The organism is Clostridium liquoris (assembly GCF_002995785.1).
In the GTDB taxonomy this organism is placed as follows: domain Bacteria; phylum Bacillota; class Clostridia; order Clostridiales; family Clostridiaceae; genus Clostridium_AO; species Clostridium_AO liquoris.
Genome location: NZ_PVXO01000027.1, coordinates 67,756 through 83,749, shown reverse-complemented (window position 1 = coordinate 83,749; position 15,994 = coordinate 67,756). Strand labels below are relative to the sequence as shown.

Genomic DNA, 15,994 nt, shown 5'->3' with positions numbered 1-15,994 from the left:
GCATACTTTAATTATACCAAATTGCTTAAGTTTTTACACTGAATTTTCAAAAGCTCCAAAATGTATTTAAATACTTAAAATAACCTAAATGCATTAATAACTTTTCTATTGATTGTCTAACCTCCACTTTTCCCCAAACCGCAGTTAACCTAACAACCATTTATTTATTACAGTATTTACTCCTTCGTTACTTTGTTTTGATGATACTAACATGGATTTATTATAATTTATAAGTAGGTCATCTTTAACTGATTTCATAAGAGTTGCTGCCATATCTACATCTTCAATTTGAGATAAAGAAGAAGTTAAATTACTACCAGAATTACTTGCATTATTAAAGGCATGTTGAAGGTTATTTAAATGGGTGCCAATTTTCACTCTATTTTTTATAACTGTATCTAAGGCATCTTTAATCTTTCCATTAGCTTCATTAGAATTAGCTGCAGTATTTATACTTGTGCTATCTATGCCTAAAGCTTGTAAAGAATTATTATTTAGCTTTACATTATAACTAGCATAAGGGTTATCTCTTGTTTGAATAACTAGTGTTTTATCCTCATTTAAGATCTTTATTCCATTAAACTCTGTATTTTGCGATATATTTTCTATATTTTCTTTTAACTGATTAAACTCTTCTCCTATAGCTCGTCTATCACCCTCCGTTAAAATATCATTAGACGCTTGTACTGATAGTTCTTTCATCCTATGAAGAGTTTTAGTTATTTCATCCATGGCACCATCTGCTACTTGAAGCATAGAAATGCCATCCTGTGTGTTTTTTCCTGCCATACTCAATCCTCTTATTTGAGCCTTTAAACTTTCACTTATGGATAATCCACCTGCATCATCTGCTGCTCTATTTATTCTTTTACCTGAGGACAATTTTTCTGTAAATTGGTTTTTAGATGTTCTATTGCTTGTCAACTTTTCAAAGGAATTCAAAAGAAATCCATTACTACTAATAAACATCTTTTCACCTCCCTGTTATCTTTTCCTAGGCTTCCTTGCCTTCTATTTATCGTATAAAACTTATTAAAACTTAATCTGGAATTTAAAAAGGGTTTTTGTTAAATCAAAAACCCTTTAATTTGCTTCTTCCAATGTATGTATTCCTTTTGTATAGAAGAAATTATATCCAAACTTTTCTCTAAATCCCCTTTTCCCAAATTAGACTTAAAATCATAAAAATAAGCCTTTAAAATCTGGGTTTGTTTATTTAAACTATTTATTTTGTCCTTGCTGCTTAATTTGTTTAACCCATTTTCTATACTATCTAATGCCTTTATACAATCCTCTGTCATTGAAATAGCTTCAGTTAATTTTTCTTCATTCAGATTGTTCTTCATATAATCTACAGCTTCACCTAAAGTCTCTACAAGTGCTAATATTCTATTTTTAATTTCTTTTTCATTTTCTAAGTCATTAATCTTTTTCACTTTAACATTGTCATCAATATTCTTATTAAAAGATATGTCTTTAAAATTAGTTACAGTTTTATAAGCACTTATGGAAACTGAACTTATAAGGAATATAAGACTTAAGAATAATAATATTTTTTGTTTAGTTTGTAGTTTTTTCATGATATGCTCCTGACAATCAATCAGTTTAGCTGTGCTTTACGTCTTGCAATAGCTGGCTCATAGTTTCCACACATATTGTAATATTCCAATGCCTTTTCCTTAAAACCAAGCACGTCATATATAACCCCTATATTGTAGTATGACAAATAGGATGTAACTCCTTCAACCTTGCTTTCTTCAAACCTAGTGCATTTCATATAGTTTTCAACAGCTAATGTAAATTTTGCATTGTTCATATATATCAGTGCCATTAAAAAGCAGAAATCAGCATTGGCATAATACTTTGCAAACTTTTCTAATTTTAATGCATCAGAATACCTGCCGCTGTCAATAAGTGAATATCCATAGGTTTCTACCAGGTCGGATACATATTCCAGCCTGTAGTCCACATCATGTTTTAAGGCCATTTCAAAACAAGTTGAAGCCTTATTATAGTTTTTCAACATATAATAAGATTTTCCCAACTGGTACTGCAGATATGGATCATCAGGTGCATCCTTCATAGCCTCATTCAGCAAATCAATATTTCTTTTTAACTTGTTTGTTCTATTCACAACTTCCTTGGTATATCCTATGTGATCTACGCTAATAGCCAAATTTTCCGTTTCATAAGCTTCGCCATCCATACTTGAAATCTGCTCATGAATTATTCCTTTATAATGAAAATATTTTTTGTTGAATACCCTGTTTACTCTCTCAAAGTATTTTTTTACTCCAAAAGAATCTTCCATTAAGCTTTTTCTTTTAATTCTACCGACTTTTTTGCAATTGTTTTCATTGCTTATGAATTTTAAAATGCCTTTTCTATCAAAATCCTCTATAAATTCATCTGCATCCAACACTATCACCCAATCATTAGATGCCTTTGATATGGAAAAGTTTCTTGCCTTTGCAAAATCGTTACACCACTTAAAATCATAAACTTTGTCTGTAAATTCTAATGCAATAGATTTTGTTTTGTCAGTAGAACCTGTATCTACTATAACTAGCTCCTTTGCTAAATCAGCTGCTCTGGACAGGCAGTTTTTCAATGTTTGTTCTTCATTTTTAACTATCATGCATAATGTCAACAATGCTTTAATCCCCTTTAATTTCATTTGTCTTAGGTTATTTTACAATAATTCAATTATAGCATCTAACTTAAATATATTACGATATTCCTAATCTCTCCATTAACATATTGGTAAACCTTTCTGCACCATACTTATTTAGATGTGAATAATCAAAGAAATCTTCATCTTCAAACATGTCATTATGAAAGTAATCAAATATTTCAAATTTATAGTTTATCTTGAATTCATTCATTATTTTATAAAACTTATCTTTTTGATAGTTATCCTCATAGAATTTTCTATAGTATTTACTTACAGGTAAAACTGTTATTATAGGGACAATATTATTTTCAGTCAACAGATCTAAATATATTTTGAATATTAGTTTATTTTCCTTTCTAGTTTCAGGATAGTTCATAGTAGCTTGTCTTATAGCAATTTTATCTTCTTGCTTCCTATTTTTGAGATTTAACTTAGTATTAAGCTTATAGTTATGATACATTTTATAATCATTTTCATAATCATGCATTTTATAAAGAGCATTGCATAATCTTAAATGCAATATGTTGTTATAGTTATGAGTTTCTCCTAAATCAGCATAATACCTATGAATCCTTGTGCATTGTTCTGCCTTTGACAAATCATAATCGAAGGCATAGTATCCCATGCTGATCAAAACATATTTAATATTATTCTTTAAATTTGAAAATTTCAACAAAAACTTAAATAACTGGTAATCAAAAAAGATGTCTTGTCCCGAGAGTGCAAAATTAAAACTTGGAATGTTAATTTTATTGCAATCCAAACCTATTTCACCATAGGATAAACCAGTAACTAGCATATCTATTCTACTTTTTTTCAGAAAACTATTCAACTTATATTCAAATCCCTCTATATAATAAGGGTAGTTATAGGAATAAAAATCAAAGATCTTACTTTCATCAATATTAAGCAGCATTAATTCGCTAATTATTGATTTGAATTTATCATCATCTTTCTCCATAATTACTATATAATCAAAATTTGTGTTTCTTAATATTACTTCTCTGATTTCTTTAACATCGAAATGCGAAGTATTTACAATATTATTTATATTACCGACACTTTGAATCAAACTTAATATGTCTTTATCTATTGTTTCTCCAACTAATATTAATTCTAACTTTTTTCTTCTTTCCAATTCGGCAATATTGTTTTCTGACAATATCTTCAAATTCAATTTTTCTATTTCATTTTTTATTAAATTATTGCCAGTATTGATTAATGCCATGTTATTAAATTTATATGCCTCATAGTATTTTTGCTTTCTATAATAAAAGTATCCCAATAATCTAAGTAATCTGTAATCATTATCATTATTTATTAATGCATTTTTAATTTTATATTCCAGATTATTATCAATAAGATTGCAATCATCATATAATAAATGCTCTGCATTTTTCAATTTGACATCTAATTCATATATTTCATCGAAGATATTAGCTAATTTTCTAGTCAAATTTTTTCTTTCATATTTTGTTATAAGTTTGCTTGAGTTACATTTATTTTTAATACTATTTTGCCAGTCTTTATACTCTTTATAAATATAATTGCTTATGCCATTAACATCTTCAAATTCAAAATTCATACCACAATTTGTTTCATTCAACAACTTTTCCACAACGCTTTGCTTAGGAGATAATGCAAGTATAGGTTTACCCATTCTTAAATACTCAAATACTTTTCCAGTATACACTCCTTTGTTTTTTTCACCTGATCCAACAATTAACAATAACATATCTGAATTCATTGATAATTTTATGCTTTCATTATGACTCATATAGTCATTAAATTTAACAATGGATTCCATATTATTTTCTCTTAAATATTTTAACCATTTATCTTTATTTTCTGTATAAGAGAATATAACTTCAATTTTATCTTTATCTATTCTTTTATTATCCAATAGCATTCTAATAGCCTGAAAAAATGTTTCAGGGGTTCTTATCATATATAGTAAACCATTATGCATAATTCTAAATTTATCTCTTTTCCCCGCATCAATTGGAATATTTTTAAAATCCTCTTCATCATATCCATTGGTTATAACAATAACCTTGCTTTCAGGAATATTCAAATCATTTATATAATTTTCTTTTGCTAAAGGAGTTGTAGTAATAATCATGTTACATCTATTCAATATATTTATTTCCATATTTCTCATAATGTTATAGACTATGCCACTCTTATCGAAATTGACATAAGGGTTATTTGTCCACTCATCCCTAAAGTCACATACCCATGGTTTATTAAATCTATCTTTTAAAAAATATCCTATAATATGGTCTGAATAAGGTCCTGAAGTAGAATATAAAATGTCTATGGAGTTAAAATCTATGTATTCATCAATTTTATCCAGTACATCCATTGCCCAAAAGCTAGAGTAATCTGGTATCAAAAATGCTTTTAATAATTCTTCACCATTATTTTCTTTACTTAAATTATTTATTATATTTTTATATTCACATATTATTTCATCATTATTGATTAGTTTTTCATACTTATTAAGTAAATTAGTTGCTTCATTTCCAGTAAAATTTAGTTTTTCATCAAATCTAACTATTTCTAAATTTTCAGGGATTTCTTTTTCTAATGTAGGATCTTTTAAATAATTGAAAGCAGTATTCCCAACAGTAACTACAACTGGCTCCCAACCAAATTTCCTTAGATATTTTACAAATTTTAATGTTCTTTGAACTCCAGAGCCGCCCATTGGCGGGAATATTTGGGCTATCATAAGAACACTCTTTCTTTTCTTATGATTATTAACATTATGATTGGTCTTCAAATTATCTAAAATACCTTTTATATTCTCTTTCATTTCATTATCAGTACACTTTTCATTTGCTTTAGAATAATAATAATATGCTTTTTCATAATTACTATTTAGTTCATATAAATATGCTAAATTAAATAATAAATCAAAATTTTCCCCGTAATTATTTAAAGATTTTATTAATAATTTCATAGCTTCTTTAAATTCATGTTCCATTATTAAAATTACCGCCTTCATAGAAGCTATTTCCACATCATCTTTCACTATTGCTTCATATTGCTGTATCATTTCCTTTGCTTCTTCTAATTGTCCTTCTTCTATTAAATATTGTAAGTTTTTTTTAAATTCCTGTTTATAATTTTCCATTTCATTATTCATAAAAGTTACCACCTTAATTAAAATCTAAACAATCAATCTACAGCATTTGCAGCTATTCTTTTAAACATTTCAGTTAATGCCTATTTCTTGTCTAGTAAAATTATTATGTCTTTGATTTGCAATTTAAGTTCCTTATCTTCACATAGCTCATAAGCTTTACCATAGTAATATTTTGCTTTGTCAAAACTCTGTTTAGCTTCTAGAACACATGCTAAATTATATATCGTATCAAAATTATTTTGTTTTAGCGTATTTGATAATGATAAATTAACTAATGCATTATCAAATTGCCCCTTTGAATACAATACTACCCCCAGATAATTTTTTATATCCACATCATATATAAATAAATCATCCAGTTCCCTTAATATATTTTCAGCTTCATCTAACATATTATTTTTAATAAGTTCTTCAACGCTTTCTAAAACATTTTGTTTTTCTTTCTTCATTTCATCTGTAATGGGATTGTCGTTAATTTTATCGCTTAAGCTTTCTAAAACCTTTTTAAACTCAGGCATATCTTGCACAAGATTTTTTAAATTCTTTATATAACACAGTTTATCCTTAGAATATTTGTTTATAATGTTATATATTTTGTACCAAAAATACTCATACCTGCTCAATATGAATTTACTATTTTCTTCATTTATAATATCAAAGTTATAAATTTGCTGCATGAAGTTAATATTATTTATAAATGCTCGATACATTAAATTTTCTAATTTTTCTCCTTGGATGGATGGTAGAAACATTAATTTTTTTTCTATTATGTTGAAGAAGCATAAATCCTCCACATCTAAGCATGGAAAATTATCCTTGTCATAATCATTTAGGATTTTTATGCAGTCATAATCGTTACACACATAATCCAAATACTTTTCTTTATCTATGTTATCAAGTTTTTTTATTCCTTCTAATACAGAGATGTCCTCTTTAATCTTTAGTTTTAATATTTCTGCTTTCCATAAATAATAATTCTTATAGTTCACATCTATCTTTTGAATATCTTCTTCATCATCAAAAATAATATACTTTAAATAATAATTCAATGTTTTGTTCAAACCCTTAAAGCTATTGAATATATCACTAAAATCATCATTTAAACTATCCGCCATTATTCTTTGTACTACAGAGCCAATAGTTTCAATATCATCATCTTTTATTTCTTTGTCTTTATAAAAATCAGTTATTTTTTTATACTTCTTTTCTCTTATGAATGAATATAAGATAATTTGATTTAATTGATACTTTTCTTTTTCATTTAAACCTTTGCATAATTCAATGACTTTCCTATAATTCTTCAACTCATATAAACTAATAATTCTGTCTTTTACCATGTCACTATACATGGAAGTTGAAAAATCAGTTACTGTAATATAATCTACATACCCTTGCTTATTTTTTTCATATAATTTAAAATATTCATTGAAATACTTTTCAGCCTTAGAATAATTTTTTAGAAATTTATTGCTTTCAGCTAACATATAATAAAAATCTATAAAACTTTTACTTATTAATAAAGCTTGTTTACATACTTCTATAGTTCTTTCATAGTTCCCCATATAAAATAATTCTATGGCTAATTGTCGATATATGTATAAGTATTTTGTTTCATTTATTGTATCTTTATTGTTCCTCACCATATTATAAGCTTTTTCTATTGACTTCAAAGCTTCATTCTTTTTATTCCCCATTGAATAAGTTTGGGATAATTGAAACAAGGTATATACTGTATCTTTTCCTTCATCCAGATCCTTTAATAATAACTTGATATTTCTATCATATTTGTATTTCATTAATTCATAATCATTTCTGATGTATCCGTAATGATTAAATGTTATATTAGTCATACAGGTTGGATTTTTAAACATAGGCTGTTCATGGACTCTCCCTACATAGAAAAAATCATCATCATTTTTGAACAATCTGACTAATCCACCTATAACATACATATCTTTAGATGTATAGTTGTTAAGCCTGATTATTGCACTATTATAGGCTTTATGTTTTTCTTTAAAAAATTCAATTAATTCACTTGGATTTTCTAATATTTCATCTGCATCTATTACTAGAATCCAGTCACCATTGCAATGCTTTATGCTTAAATTCCTCATTTCTGCAAAATCATCAGTCCACTGGTGTTCATATATTTTTTCAGTATATTTTCTTGCTATATTAATAGTATTATCTGTACTCCCTGTATCCACTACAATTACTTCATAATTTATTTTATCTTTCAAAGGTTCCAATGCCTTTAAGCATTTTTCTATATTCTTTTCTTCATTTTTAACAATCATTGCTATGCTTAACAACATATAAATTCATCTCCTCTTTCTTCTAAACTAATACTACTCAAAATCCTATATGTTTTAAACTAAAATTTTAGATTCTCCGTACTATTAGCTTTATAAAAGGAGTCAGAGTTTTCACTCTGACTCCTTAATGTTACTTTTATTTATTCAACAATTATAGGAAATTCATTTTCCTTACTTCGAATGAGTAAACAATTCACGAAATTTTAGTCTTAGCTAAAATTGGTTCACTACTTATCTTAATAACTGAAGAACTCCCTGTGGCTGTTGGTTAGCCTGTGCAAGCATAGCCTGTGCAGCCTGCTGTAATATGTTGTTCTTTGAGAAGTTCATCATTTCCTTAGCCATATCAACATCTCTTATTCTTGATTCTGCTGACTGTAAGTTTTCTGATGCATTGTTAAGGTTGGATATAGTATGTTCCAATCTGTTTTGAGTTGCTCCAAGTTTTGATCTCTCTTTTGATACCTTTTCAATTGCTACATTTACTGTAGAAATTGCAGCTGTTGCTTCAGCTGCAGTAGCTACTTTGGTAGCTACATTTGAAGTATCAACACCTAAATCTGAAGCTTTCATTGCTGAGAAAGTAAGAGATATCTGTTGACCGCAATTTGCTCCAACCTGGAACTTTACTGCAGTACCCGCACTAAACATTGTTTGTGTGTTGAATTCAGTCTGTGTAGCAATTCTATCAATTTCACTAGTTAAAGCAGTTAATTCATCCTTTATAGAATTTCTATCAGCAGTTACATTAGTATCATTTGATGCCTGTACTGTTAATTCTCTCATTCTCTGAAGAATTGAATGAGTTTCATTTAAAGCACCTTCAGCTGTCTGTATCATTGATATGCCGTCCTGAGAGTTCCTTGAAGCCTGATCAAGACCTCTTATCTGTCCTCTCATTTTTTCTGAAATTGAAAGACCTGCTGCATCGTCTCCAGCTCTGTTTATTCTAAGACCTGAAGAAAGTTTTTCCATTGATCTTGCTGAATTTCCAATGTTTATCCCCATGTTTCTATTAGCGTTCATAGCGTTCATGTTGTGATTGATTATCATAATAAATTCCTCCTTGATTTCTTTGATTCACTTCCCTGTGAATCTAAATTTTATTTTTTATTTATAGAAAGCAATTAAGCTAACTAACGTTTGTATAAATAATAAATTATAAAGTAGAAATAATAAATATGGTGAAAATTCCTATATGGAATTTCTGTAACTTTAATTTACTTAGAATTTTGCTTAGGCAAAATTCTTTCCTTATTTATTATTTATTATCTATTATCTATTATCTATTATCTACTATTTAGAACTGTGTTGGCCATACACAATTATACAATTGTACTAAATTTTTTTAAGCTATGACTATTTATCGTAATCAGTTTTCACTACTTTATAGCCATTTTTAAGTTTTTTTGATTTTTTATGTTTGTACACTTGTACTATACTTATCGGTAGGATGGCATATAACTTTATATATTTTTAAAATTATTATATTTTCTTGCTAAAGATTACACTATTACTGTAAAACTTTCTATTATAGCTGCTATTGGCACTTTTATTTATAACTAGTTTTGACAATTCTTCTTTTATAACTGCTCTTTTTTCTTTAATGGTTTTTTCTAATTCTTCATTATATTCTAATAAGCTTAGTTCCTTACAAATATTTGTAAAATCCTGTTTTTTGTAATTTAGTTTATCTATATTATCTATTATGTTTTGTCTTTGTTCCATTAGACTATCCACTGCATCATAGTCCTCTTCTTTTAGCTTATTTGTTAATTCCACTGTAATATCCTTAAAGTTTTCTAGATATTTATTTAAAGTTAACATAAGACTTCTCCCTTTATAATACTTTCAGGAAACTATGGATTATGGTTAACCTCCAAACTGCTGTGCTAACCAAGCAGCCTGAGAGTTATAATTATTCATTACTGTTTCTAATCTAGAAAATTGCATATAAAGAGCATTTTCCTTATCCTTCATCTTTGAATTTAACTCTTTTATTTTATTATCTTTTCTGTAAATTTGATCTGGTAGTGTATTAGATCCACTTGCACCGAATATACTAAAATCTTCCTGTTTGTTTGCATACTTGATTAATATAGAACTATTTAATGTGGTTTTTGCATATCCTACATTTTTAACTAAAATATCATCTATTCTTTGGAAAATTCCTTGGTGCTGAAATTTATATTGCTGTTGTTTCCTTTTCTTGTCTTCTTCGGAAGTACCAGTTATATTATTATAAGCATCATCTTTTACAAATGTTTTGTTAAATAAATTCATTAATTCATCTCCATGCTGAGCTATGGCATTTTTAAATTTTTCTTGATTAAAGATATTAATCTTTCCACCTTCTTTAGGATCACCTGTATCTATGCCAATAGCATCGGCACCATACTGACCTATCCTTAAAGATACTCCATCTACTGCAGTCATAAATGAACTTCTTAAATCATTTAACAAATTTTGAAGGTTATTATCATTTCTTAATACACCTTTTTTAGCTTTTTCTTCCCAGGCCTTTATTTCATCATCCTTCATATCCTTCTTTTGAGCATCTGTTAATGGCTTATAATTCAAATCTTTCTTTTCTGTTAGTTTAGTTTGAATCTTGTCCACTATATCATTATACTTTTTCAAAAAACCATCTATTTTGTCATAAAGCTTTTGGGTGTTTTGAGTTACTGTAAATGTTGAATCCTCTGCCTCTAACAAATTATAGCTTATCCCGTCTATGGTAAAATTGTTTGCTTGCTTTGTTACAGGTACCGCTTCTGCTGAACCTGGTGGAGTTATATATACTAAGGCATCATCACCATTTTTTTCTGTTGTATCTGTTAGCCCTAAATTGGCTACTCCATTTATAATTTTGATACTCTGCGAACTTCCTATATTAGCTGTTTCCATAGTAAATTTACCTGTTAATTCACTGAAACTGGCCTTTACTTCTCCTGAAGTTTCTTTACTTATGCTATTTATAACATCGCTTATTTTATCTGTAGTTTTAATATTTATAGTTACATTAGGTTTTCCATTATAGCTAAATTCTAGAGTAGTATCTGATCCTAGACCTAAGTCACTCATAGTTGTTGTAAGACTTGGATTTGATGTGTTAGCCTTATCTACAGCTCCACTAACCCTAGCTGCTGTAGCCAAATGCCCATCTTTCATACCAGTAGTAGGATTTTTATAGGATATTTTGTAAGTACCACTCTTAGACCCTGACCCTGCAGTTGCACTAATAAATGTAGTATTTGCCGAATTAACAGTTACATCTGCAGAGGAATAATAATTTGGTGACTTTATATAGTTACTTCCATTATTAACATCAAAATAAGTATCCTGTAAATCCTTTATATCCTTTATAATATCCTGATATGCTTCCTGCTTCCAAACTATTGTCTGTCTCTCTTGTGCTACCTTATCTATTTTTGCCTGTTCTCCCAGCATCATCTTTTTTACCATAGCATCTACATCAAGACCAGTAGCCATTCCTGTTATTCTCATCATACTTCCGCCACCAGCCCCAGTTAATCCACTAATTGAATCCGTCACTTATATCACTCCCTCTTCTTTTTTAAAATAATAAATTATAAAGAATAAAGAATAAATAAGGTGAAAATTCCTTAACAGGAATTTTTTTAATTATATTTATATTAGCATTTTTCAAAATTAAAAATACTTTCCTGTTTCATTATTTTTTGTTTACTATTTATTCTTTGCTTTTGGTGCTTATTCTTTATGCAAATCCATTCTCTCTTTTGTGGTATTTATTGTTGATACTAATATTTTTATTAGTTCTTCACATTCACCCAGCAATTGTAATGCTTTTTTCGAATCTAAATAATTACAGTCTTTTAACAATGAAAGCCAGTATTCTGTTTCAGCCGCTTCTTTTAAAGATATACTCATTTTACTTAAAAAATCTTTTCTGCTTTGTCCGTATAAACCTTCTCTTATATTCGCTCCTATACTGGTTCCTGCTCTAAGTAACTGTTTTGACATAACATACTCTTTTTTATTGCTACATAAATACTTATATAAATTTACAATGTTAATAGAAAACTTATAGGACTTATCTAATGCAACATTCATTTCTCTTCCTCCATAATTACAAGTGATTTACTTGTAATTATGGACTATACCTTCTACTTATATTCCAAAAGTTAAATTTCTAATATGATATATAGTGGATTAGGTTAGAATTTTTTATATAGTAAAAAATTCTTTCAATATTTATTATTTATTCTTTCTTATTTATTATTTATTTTTTTATCTGCTTTTTGAAAGCTTGTATGCTTCATTCCAAGTGTCTTTTATGTCTTCTATAAGTGGAATTATTTCATCCATTATGGCTGCATCTTTTTTTATATTCGCCATCATAAGTTTATTTGCAATGAATTCATATATACTCATGAGTTTTGGTGCCCAATCTCCACCTTTTGATACATCTAAAGTTGACATCAGTTCATAAAATATATTCTGTGTTTTAATTATATTTTCATGAGCTTTTTTTACATCCTTATCTAAAATAGCTTGTCTTGCTATTTTAGAAAATTTAACAGCCCCATCTAAAAGCATAAGCAAAAGCTGCTCCTTGGAGGCATAATTTATACTATTATTTTTATAAGTATTATAAGCATTTCCTGCATACATATGATTTACACCTACCTTTTAATGTCTAGAAATCTTCCACTGGATAAAATATTCTTTTCATTTTCATCCATAAAGGCTTCTATTTCTGCATGCTGTACTCTTTCCGCTTCTACAGAAATAACTTTACTCGTATTTTTCTTATTCTCAGAATACTTCTTTAACTGCTCTGAAAAATTTTTATTTTTATTATCCTTATAGACATTCTTATTTATCTTTAAACCCAGTTTTCTATGAATTAGCCCTTCCTTTGTCTCATCCTGTATTGTCTGTCTTACCTCTGTATCAATTTTATTTAGCCTATACTCCATAAGATACCCCCTTTTTTTTAAAGAATAAAGTACAAATAATAAATAATAAAAATTGAGAAAATTCCTTTAGCGGAATTTCTGTAAATATATATTTTTCAAAGTTTTTGTCTCAAGCAAAAACTTTTTCTTTATTTATTATTTCTTCTTTACTATTTATTCTTTAAAAATCACGCTTTCTGATCCATAAACATTCCTGCCAATTCACAAAGCTTGTCTACCATATCTATTATTTTTTTAGGCGGTATTTCTTTTACTACCTCTTTGGTATTGTTGTCTACTATACTTATAGTTATATCTTTAAATTTCCCATACACTTCATATTCCGCGTGGGTAGATTTGTCCTCAAAAAGCTTGTTAAGTTTATCTACGGCCTTTTTTACGTCCTGCTCTTTTATTTTTCCTTTACTTTCTAGATTATTGTTTTCTATTGCACGAGTTTCACCCTTTGGGCTATCCAACGCTTCTATAGAATCATTATTTAAAGAATTTGCATTTACATGAAAGGTTGCATGTCCTCCTTGACAAATATTCTTTACGTCCATGTTAACACTCCTTTTATGATAAACATATTATTTTAATTTCTTAAGTATTGATAAATCCACTTCAGCTGCTTTTTTATTTTCCTCTTCTACTTCCTTATATAGTTCTTTTCTTAATATTGTTACATCCTTAGGTGCTGATATGGCAATTTTTACAGAACCATCTTCTATTTTTACCACTGTTATCTCTATATTATCACCTATAAGTAAAGACTCTCCTTTTTTTCTTCCTATAACTAACATTACTAATCCTCCTGAAAAATTGGGTGCTTTATTTCATACTTATCATTATCTAATATTATTTGTTCCCCAATTTTGTCCTTAATATTTATAATAATAGGAGCTTTTAAATTTGTAGTAATGCTTTTATAGTTTGAGTTTATTGTAACAGTGTTTAAAACCAATACATCTTCTTGAGATTTTATACATAGGCTTTCAGTTATCTCCTGTGGAATGGAAAACTCATAATCATTACATATTGAAAAAGGAGATAACACAGGTATTCCTACACTTGTGTCCTCTAGAGATTGCATAATACTAAATATCTTATTTTCCTCTAAAGGAAAAATTATATACTCCTTCAAGTTTTCAAACCCAGGTAAACCCTTTTTAAAAGTGATAATATTCTCTTTTTCAAACTCTATTGCTCCATGATATTTTGTATTTAGCTTCATAAAAAACACCCTTCTTATTCAGTTGACAGTTGACAGAGGACAATTGTCAACTAAATCAAACTTAATTATCGTCTATATTTATTCTTTATTATTTAAAATTTATTCTTTAACGTAAATAGTCCATTAAAGTAGGCTGAATTATTTTAGCGCTGGTTTGCAAAGCTGCTATATATACTGTTTGTGCTACGGCAAACTGCATAACTTTTTCTGTAATATTTATATCCTCAGTTTTTGATAATATATCTGTCATATCAAAGTTTTCTGAAGAATTCTTTGATTCTGCACTGTCCATCCTATTTTGTTTTGCTCCTACCTTTGAACGGAGCTTCAATATATTGTCCATTACTGCATCTATGGCTTCTAAATCCTCATTTGTGATATCATTTGTTCTATTAGGATTATCTAAATCCCTTACTATTTTTTCTAGAATATCTTTTAAGTCTCTTGGATTTCCCTTTGAATCATTAAACTTTATAATCTCTGCAGCTGTAGTATTATAGTCTACTGTAACACCTTGGGATATTTCTGTTATTAAATCCTCACCCATAATTTGCATCTCATAGTTACCCATGAATTTATTAGTTTTTAACTCGTCAATACCTGTATCCTTTATAAAAACTTTGTTTTCATCAAGTGAATAAATTTGAATAGAACTTTCTTTACCATGTTTTACTTCAACGGCAAACACTTTTCCCTTTAAGTTTTCATCTGAATTTATTTTATTTATAATATCCTCCGGAGTGTTTAGATCTTTCATTTCTACAACTACATCTGGATTATTACCATTTACATTAAAGGTTATTTCTTTCCCATTCCATTTCGTTACATCAGTAGGAATCTTACATTCAATAGGAGGTAAATCACTTAACTCTTCGCCTTTTCTACTGTTAAAAATTAGCTTGGTGTTTCCTTCCGCTATTGCTGTAAATTTATATCCAGTACCATTTACCAAATCTTTATCAGCTTTAAATGTTAATCCATTTTCTAAATCCCAGCTCTTTTCTGTAGCGCCTCCAGTTATTATCTTACCATTGCTAGCTGTGAATGTAACCTTACCTTCACTAACCTCAACTTCATAGTCTATGTTTTCAGCACCAGAATACTTTCCATTGACTGAAGCCTCTACTGGTGGGTTTCCGTCAGCAGATGCTTTATTTTCAATTTTTGTTGTCGCTGGCCCAGTTATAGTATTAGTAGGCTTTGTAGTAGCCCTGGTACCTCCAAATATATATTTTCCATCAAAGTTAGAATTCAATGTTTGAGAAACTTGTCCTATTATTTCATTTATCTCATCTTTAACTTTCTTTCTTTCATCAGTTCCATAGACTCCGCCTGCAGATACTAAAAGCTCTCTTACCCTTTGGAATTGATTTCCCAATTGGTTTAGTGCGGTATCAGTTTCATCTAAGAAGTTTATGGTATCCTTTATATTCTCATTGTATTGTTTATTTGTATTAATATCTGTGTGAAGCTGCATAGCTCTAGCAACCTTAAATGGATCATCGGAAGGTCTTCTAATTTCCTTTCCTGAAGTCAGCTGACCACTAATAGTCTGCAAATTATCAAGATTAATCATCATATCATTTAGAAAGTTATTAGACATCATTCTATTTGTAATACGCAATAAGTACACCCCACTTTTTCAAAATAATAAATAATAGATTATAAATAATAAAT

The 15,994-nt window shown here is 28.5% G+C and carries 15 protein-coding genes; all 15 read right to left on the bottom strand.

Going from position 1 to position 15,994, the window contains the following annotated elements; all coding sequences use genetic code 11:
* Positions 1-144: 144 nt before the first annotated feature.
* The 15 genes from CLLI_RS04485 to flgL all read right to left on the bottom strand — a co-directional run bounded on the left by CLLI_RS04485 (position 145) and on the right by flgL (position 15,941).
* Entirely contained in the window at positions 145-969 is an 825-nt protein-coding gene (locus CLLI_RS04485) for a flagellin (protein ID WP_106063034.1), read from the bottom strand.
* Between the two features lie 98 nt (positions 970-1,067).
* A complete protein-coding gene (locus CLLI_RS04480) occupies positions 1,068-1,580 on the bottom strand; it encodes a DUF8042 domain-containing protein (protein WP_106063033.1) in 513 nt (170 codons plus the stop codon).
* Between the two features lie 20 nt (positions 1,581-1,600).
* On the bottom strand, positions 1,601-2,653 hold the full coding sequence (locus CLLI_RS04475; protein ID WP_207655074.1) for a glycosyltransferase: 1,053 nt from the start codon (positions 2,651-2,653) through the stop codon (positions 1,601-1,603).
* Positions 2,654-2,729: 76 nt separating this feature from the next.
* Positions 2,730-5,825 (bottom strand): tetratricopeptide repeat-containing glycosyltransferase family protein, encoded by a 3,096-nt coding sequence (locus CLLI_RS04470; RefSeq protein ID WP_106063031.1) that lies wholly within the window; start codon positions 5,823-5,825, stop codon positions 2,730-2,732.
* Between the two features lie 80 nt (positions 5,826-5,905).
* Entirely contained in the window at positions 5,906-8,140 is a 2,235-nt protein-coding gene (locus CLLI_RS04465) for a glycosyltransferase (RefSeq protein ID WP_106063030.1), read from the bottom strand.
* Positions 8,141-8,371: 231 nt separating this feature from the next.
* Positions 8,372-9,193 (bottom strand): flagellin N-terminal helical domain-containing protein, encoded by an 822-nt coding sequence (locus CLLI_RS04460; RefSeq protein ID WP_106063029.1) that lies wholly within the window; start codon positions 9,191-9,193, stop codon positions 8,372-8,374.
* Positions 9,194-9,625: 432 nt separating this feature from the next.
* Positions 9,626-9,967, bottom strand: a complete 342-nt coding sequence (gene fliT / locus CLLI_RS04455; RefSeq protein ID WP_106063028.1) for a flagellar protein FliT — start codon at positions 9,965-9,967, stop codon at positions 9,626-9,628.
* A 45-nt stretch (positions 9,968-10,012) separates the two neighbouring features.
* Complete coding sequence (gene fliD, locus CLLI_RS04450) at positions 10,013-11,695, bottom strand: flagellar filament capping protein FliD (protein WP_242975526.1); 1,683 nt, start codon at positions 11,693-11,695, stop codon at positions 10,013-10,015.
* Between the two features lie 177 nt (positions 11,696-11,872).
* On the bottom strand, positions 11,873-12,235 hold the full coding sequence (locus CLLI_RS04445; RefSeq protein WP_106063027.1) for a four helix bundle protein: 363 nt from the start codon (positions 12,233-12,235) through the stop codon (positions 11,873-11,875).
* 177 nt (positions 12,236-12,412) lie between these two features.
* Positions 12,413-12,796, bottom strand: coding sequence for a flagellar export chaperone FliS (fliS, locus tag CLLI_RS04440; RefSeq protein ID WP_106063026.1), 384 nt, complete (start codon positions 12,794-12,796; stop codon positions 12,413-12,415).
* A gap of 11 nt (positions 12,797-12,807) precedes the next feature.
* Positions 12,808-13,104 carry a hypothetical protein gene (locus CLLI_RS04435; RefSeq protein ID WP_106063025.1) on the bottom strand — a complete coding sequence of 99 codons (297 nt, stop codon included), beginning with the start codon at positions 13,102-13,104 and terminating at the stop codon, positions 12,808-12,810.
* A 167-nt stretch (positions 13,105-13,271) separates the two neighbouring features.
* Positions 13,272-13,646, bottom strand: coding sequence for a flagellar protein FlaG (locus CLLI_RS04430; RefSeq protein WP_106063024.1), 375 nt, complete (start codon positions 13,644-13,646; stop codon positions 13,272-13,274).
* Between the two features lie 27 nt (positions 13,647-13,673).
* The gene (gene csrA, locus CLLI_RS04425; protein WP_106063023.1) at positions 13,674-13,886 is read right to left on the bottom strand and encodes a carbon storage regulator CsrA; all 213 of its coding nucleotides are present in this window, start codon (positions 13,884-13,886) and stop codon (positions 13,674-13,676) included.
* A gap of 2 nt (positions 13,887-13,888) precedes the next feature.
* Positions 13,889-14,317 carry a flagellar assembly protein FliW gene (gene fliW / locus CLLI_RS04420; RefSeq protein WP_106063022.1) on the bottom strand — a complete coding sequence of 143 codons (429 nt, stop codon included), beginning with the start codon at positions 14,315-14,317 and terminating at the stop codon, positions 13,889-13,891.
* Positions 14,318-14,423: 106 nt separating this feature from the next.
* On the bottom strand, positions 14,424-15,941 hold the full coding sequence (gene flgL, locus CLLI_RS14825; RefSeq protein WP_242975525.1) for a flagellar hook-associated protein FlgL: 1,518 nt from the start codon (positions 15,939-15,941) through the stop codon (positions 14,424-14,426).
* Positions 15,942-15,994: the final 53 nt, after the last annotated feature.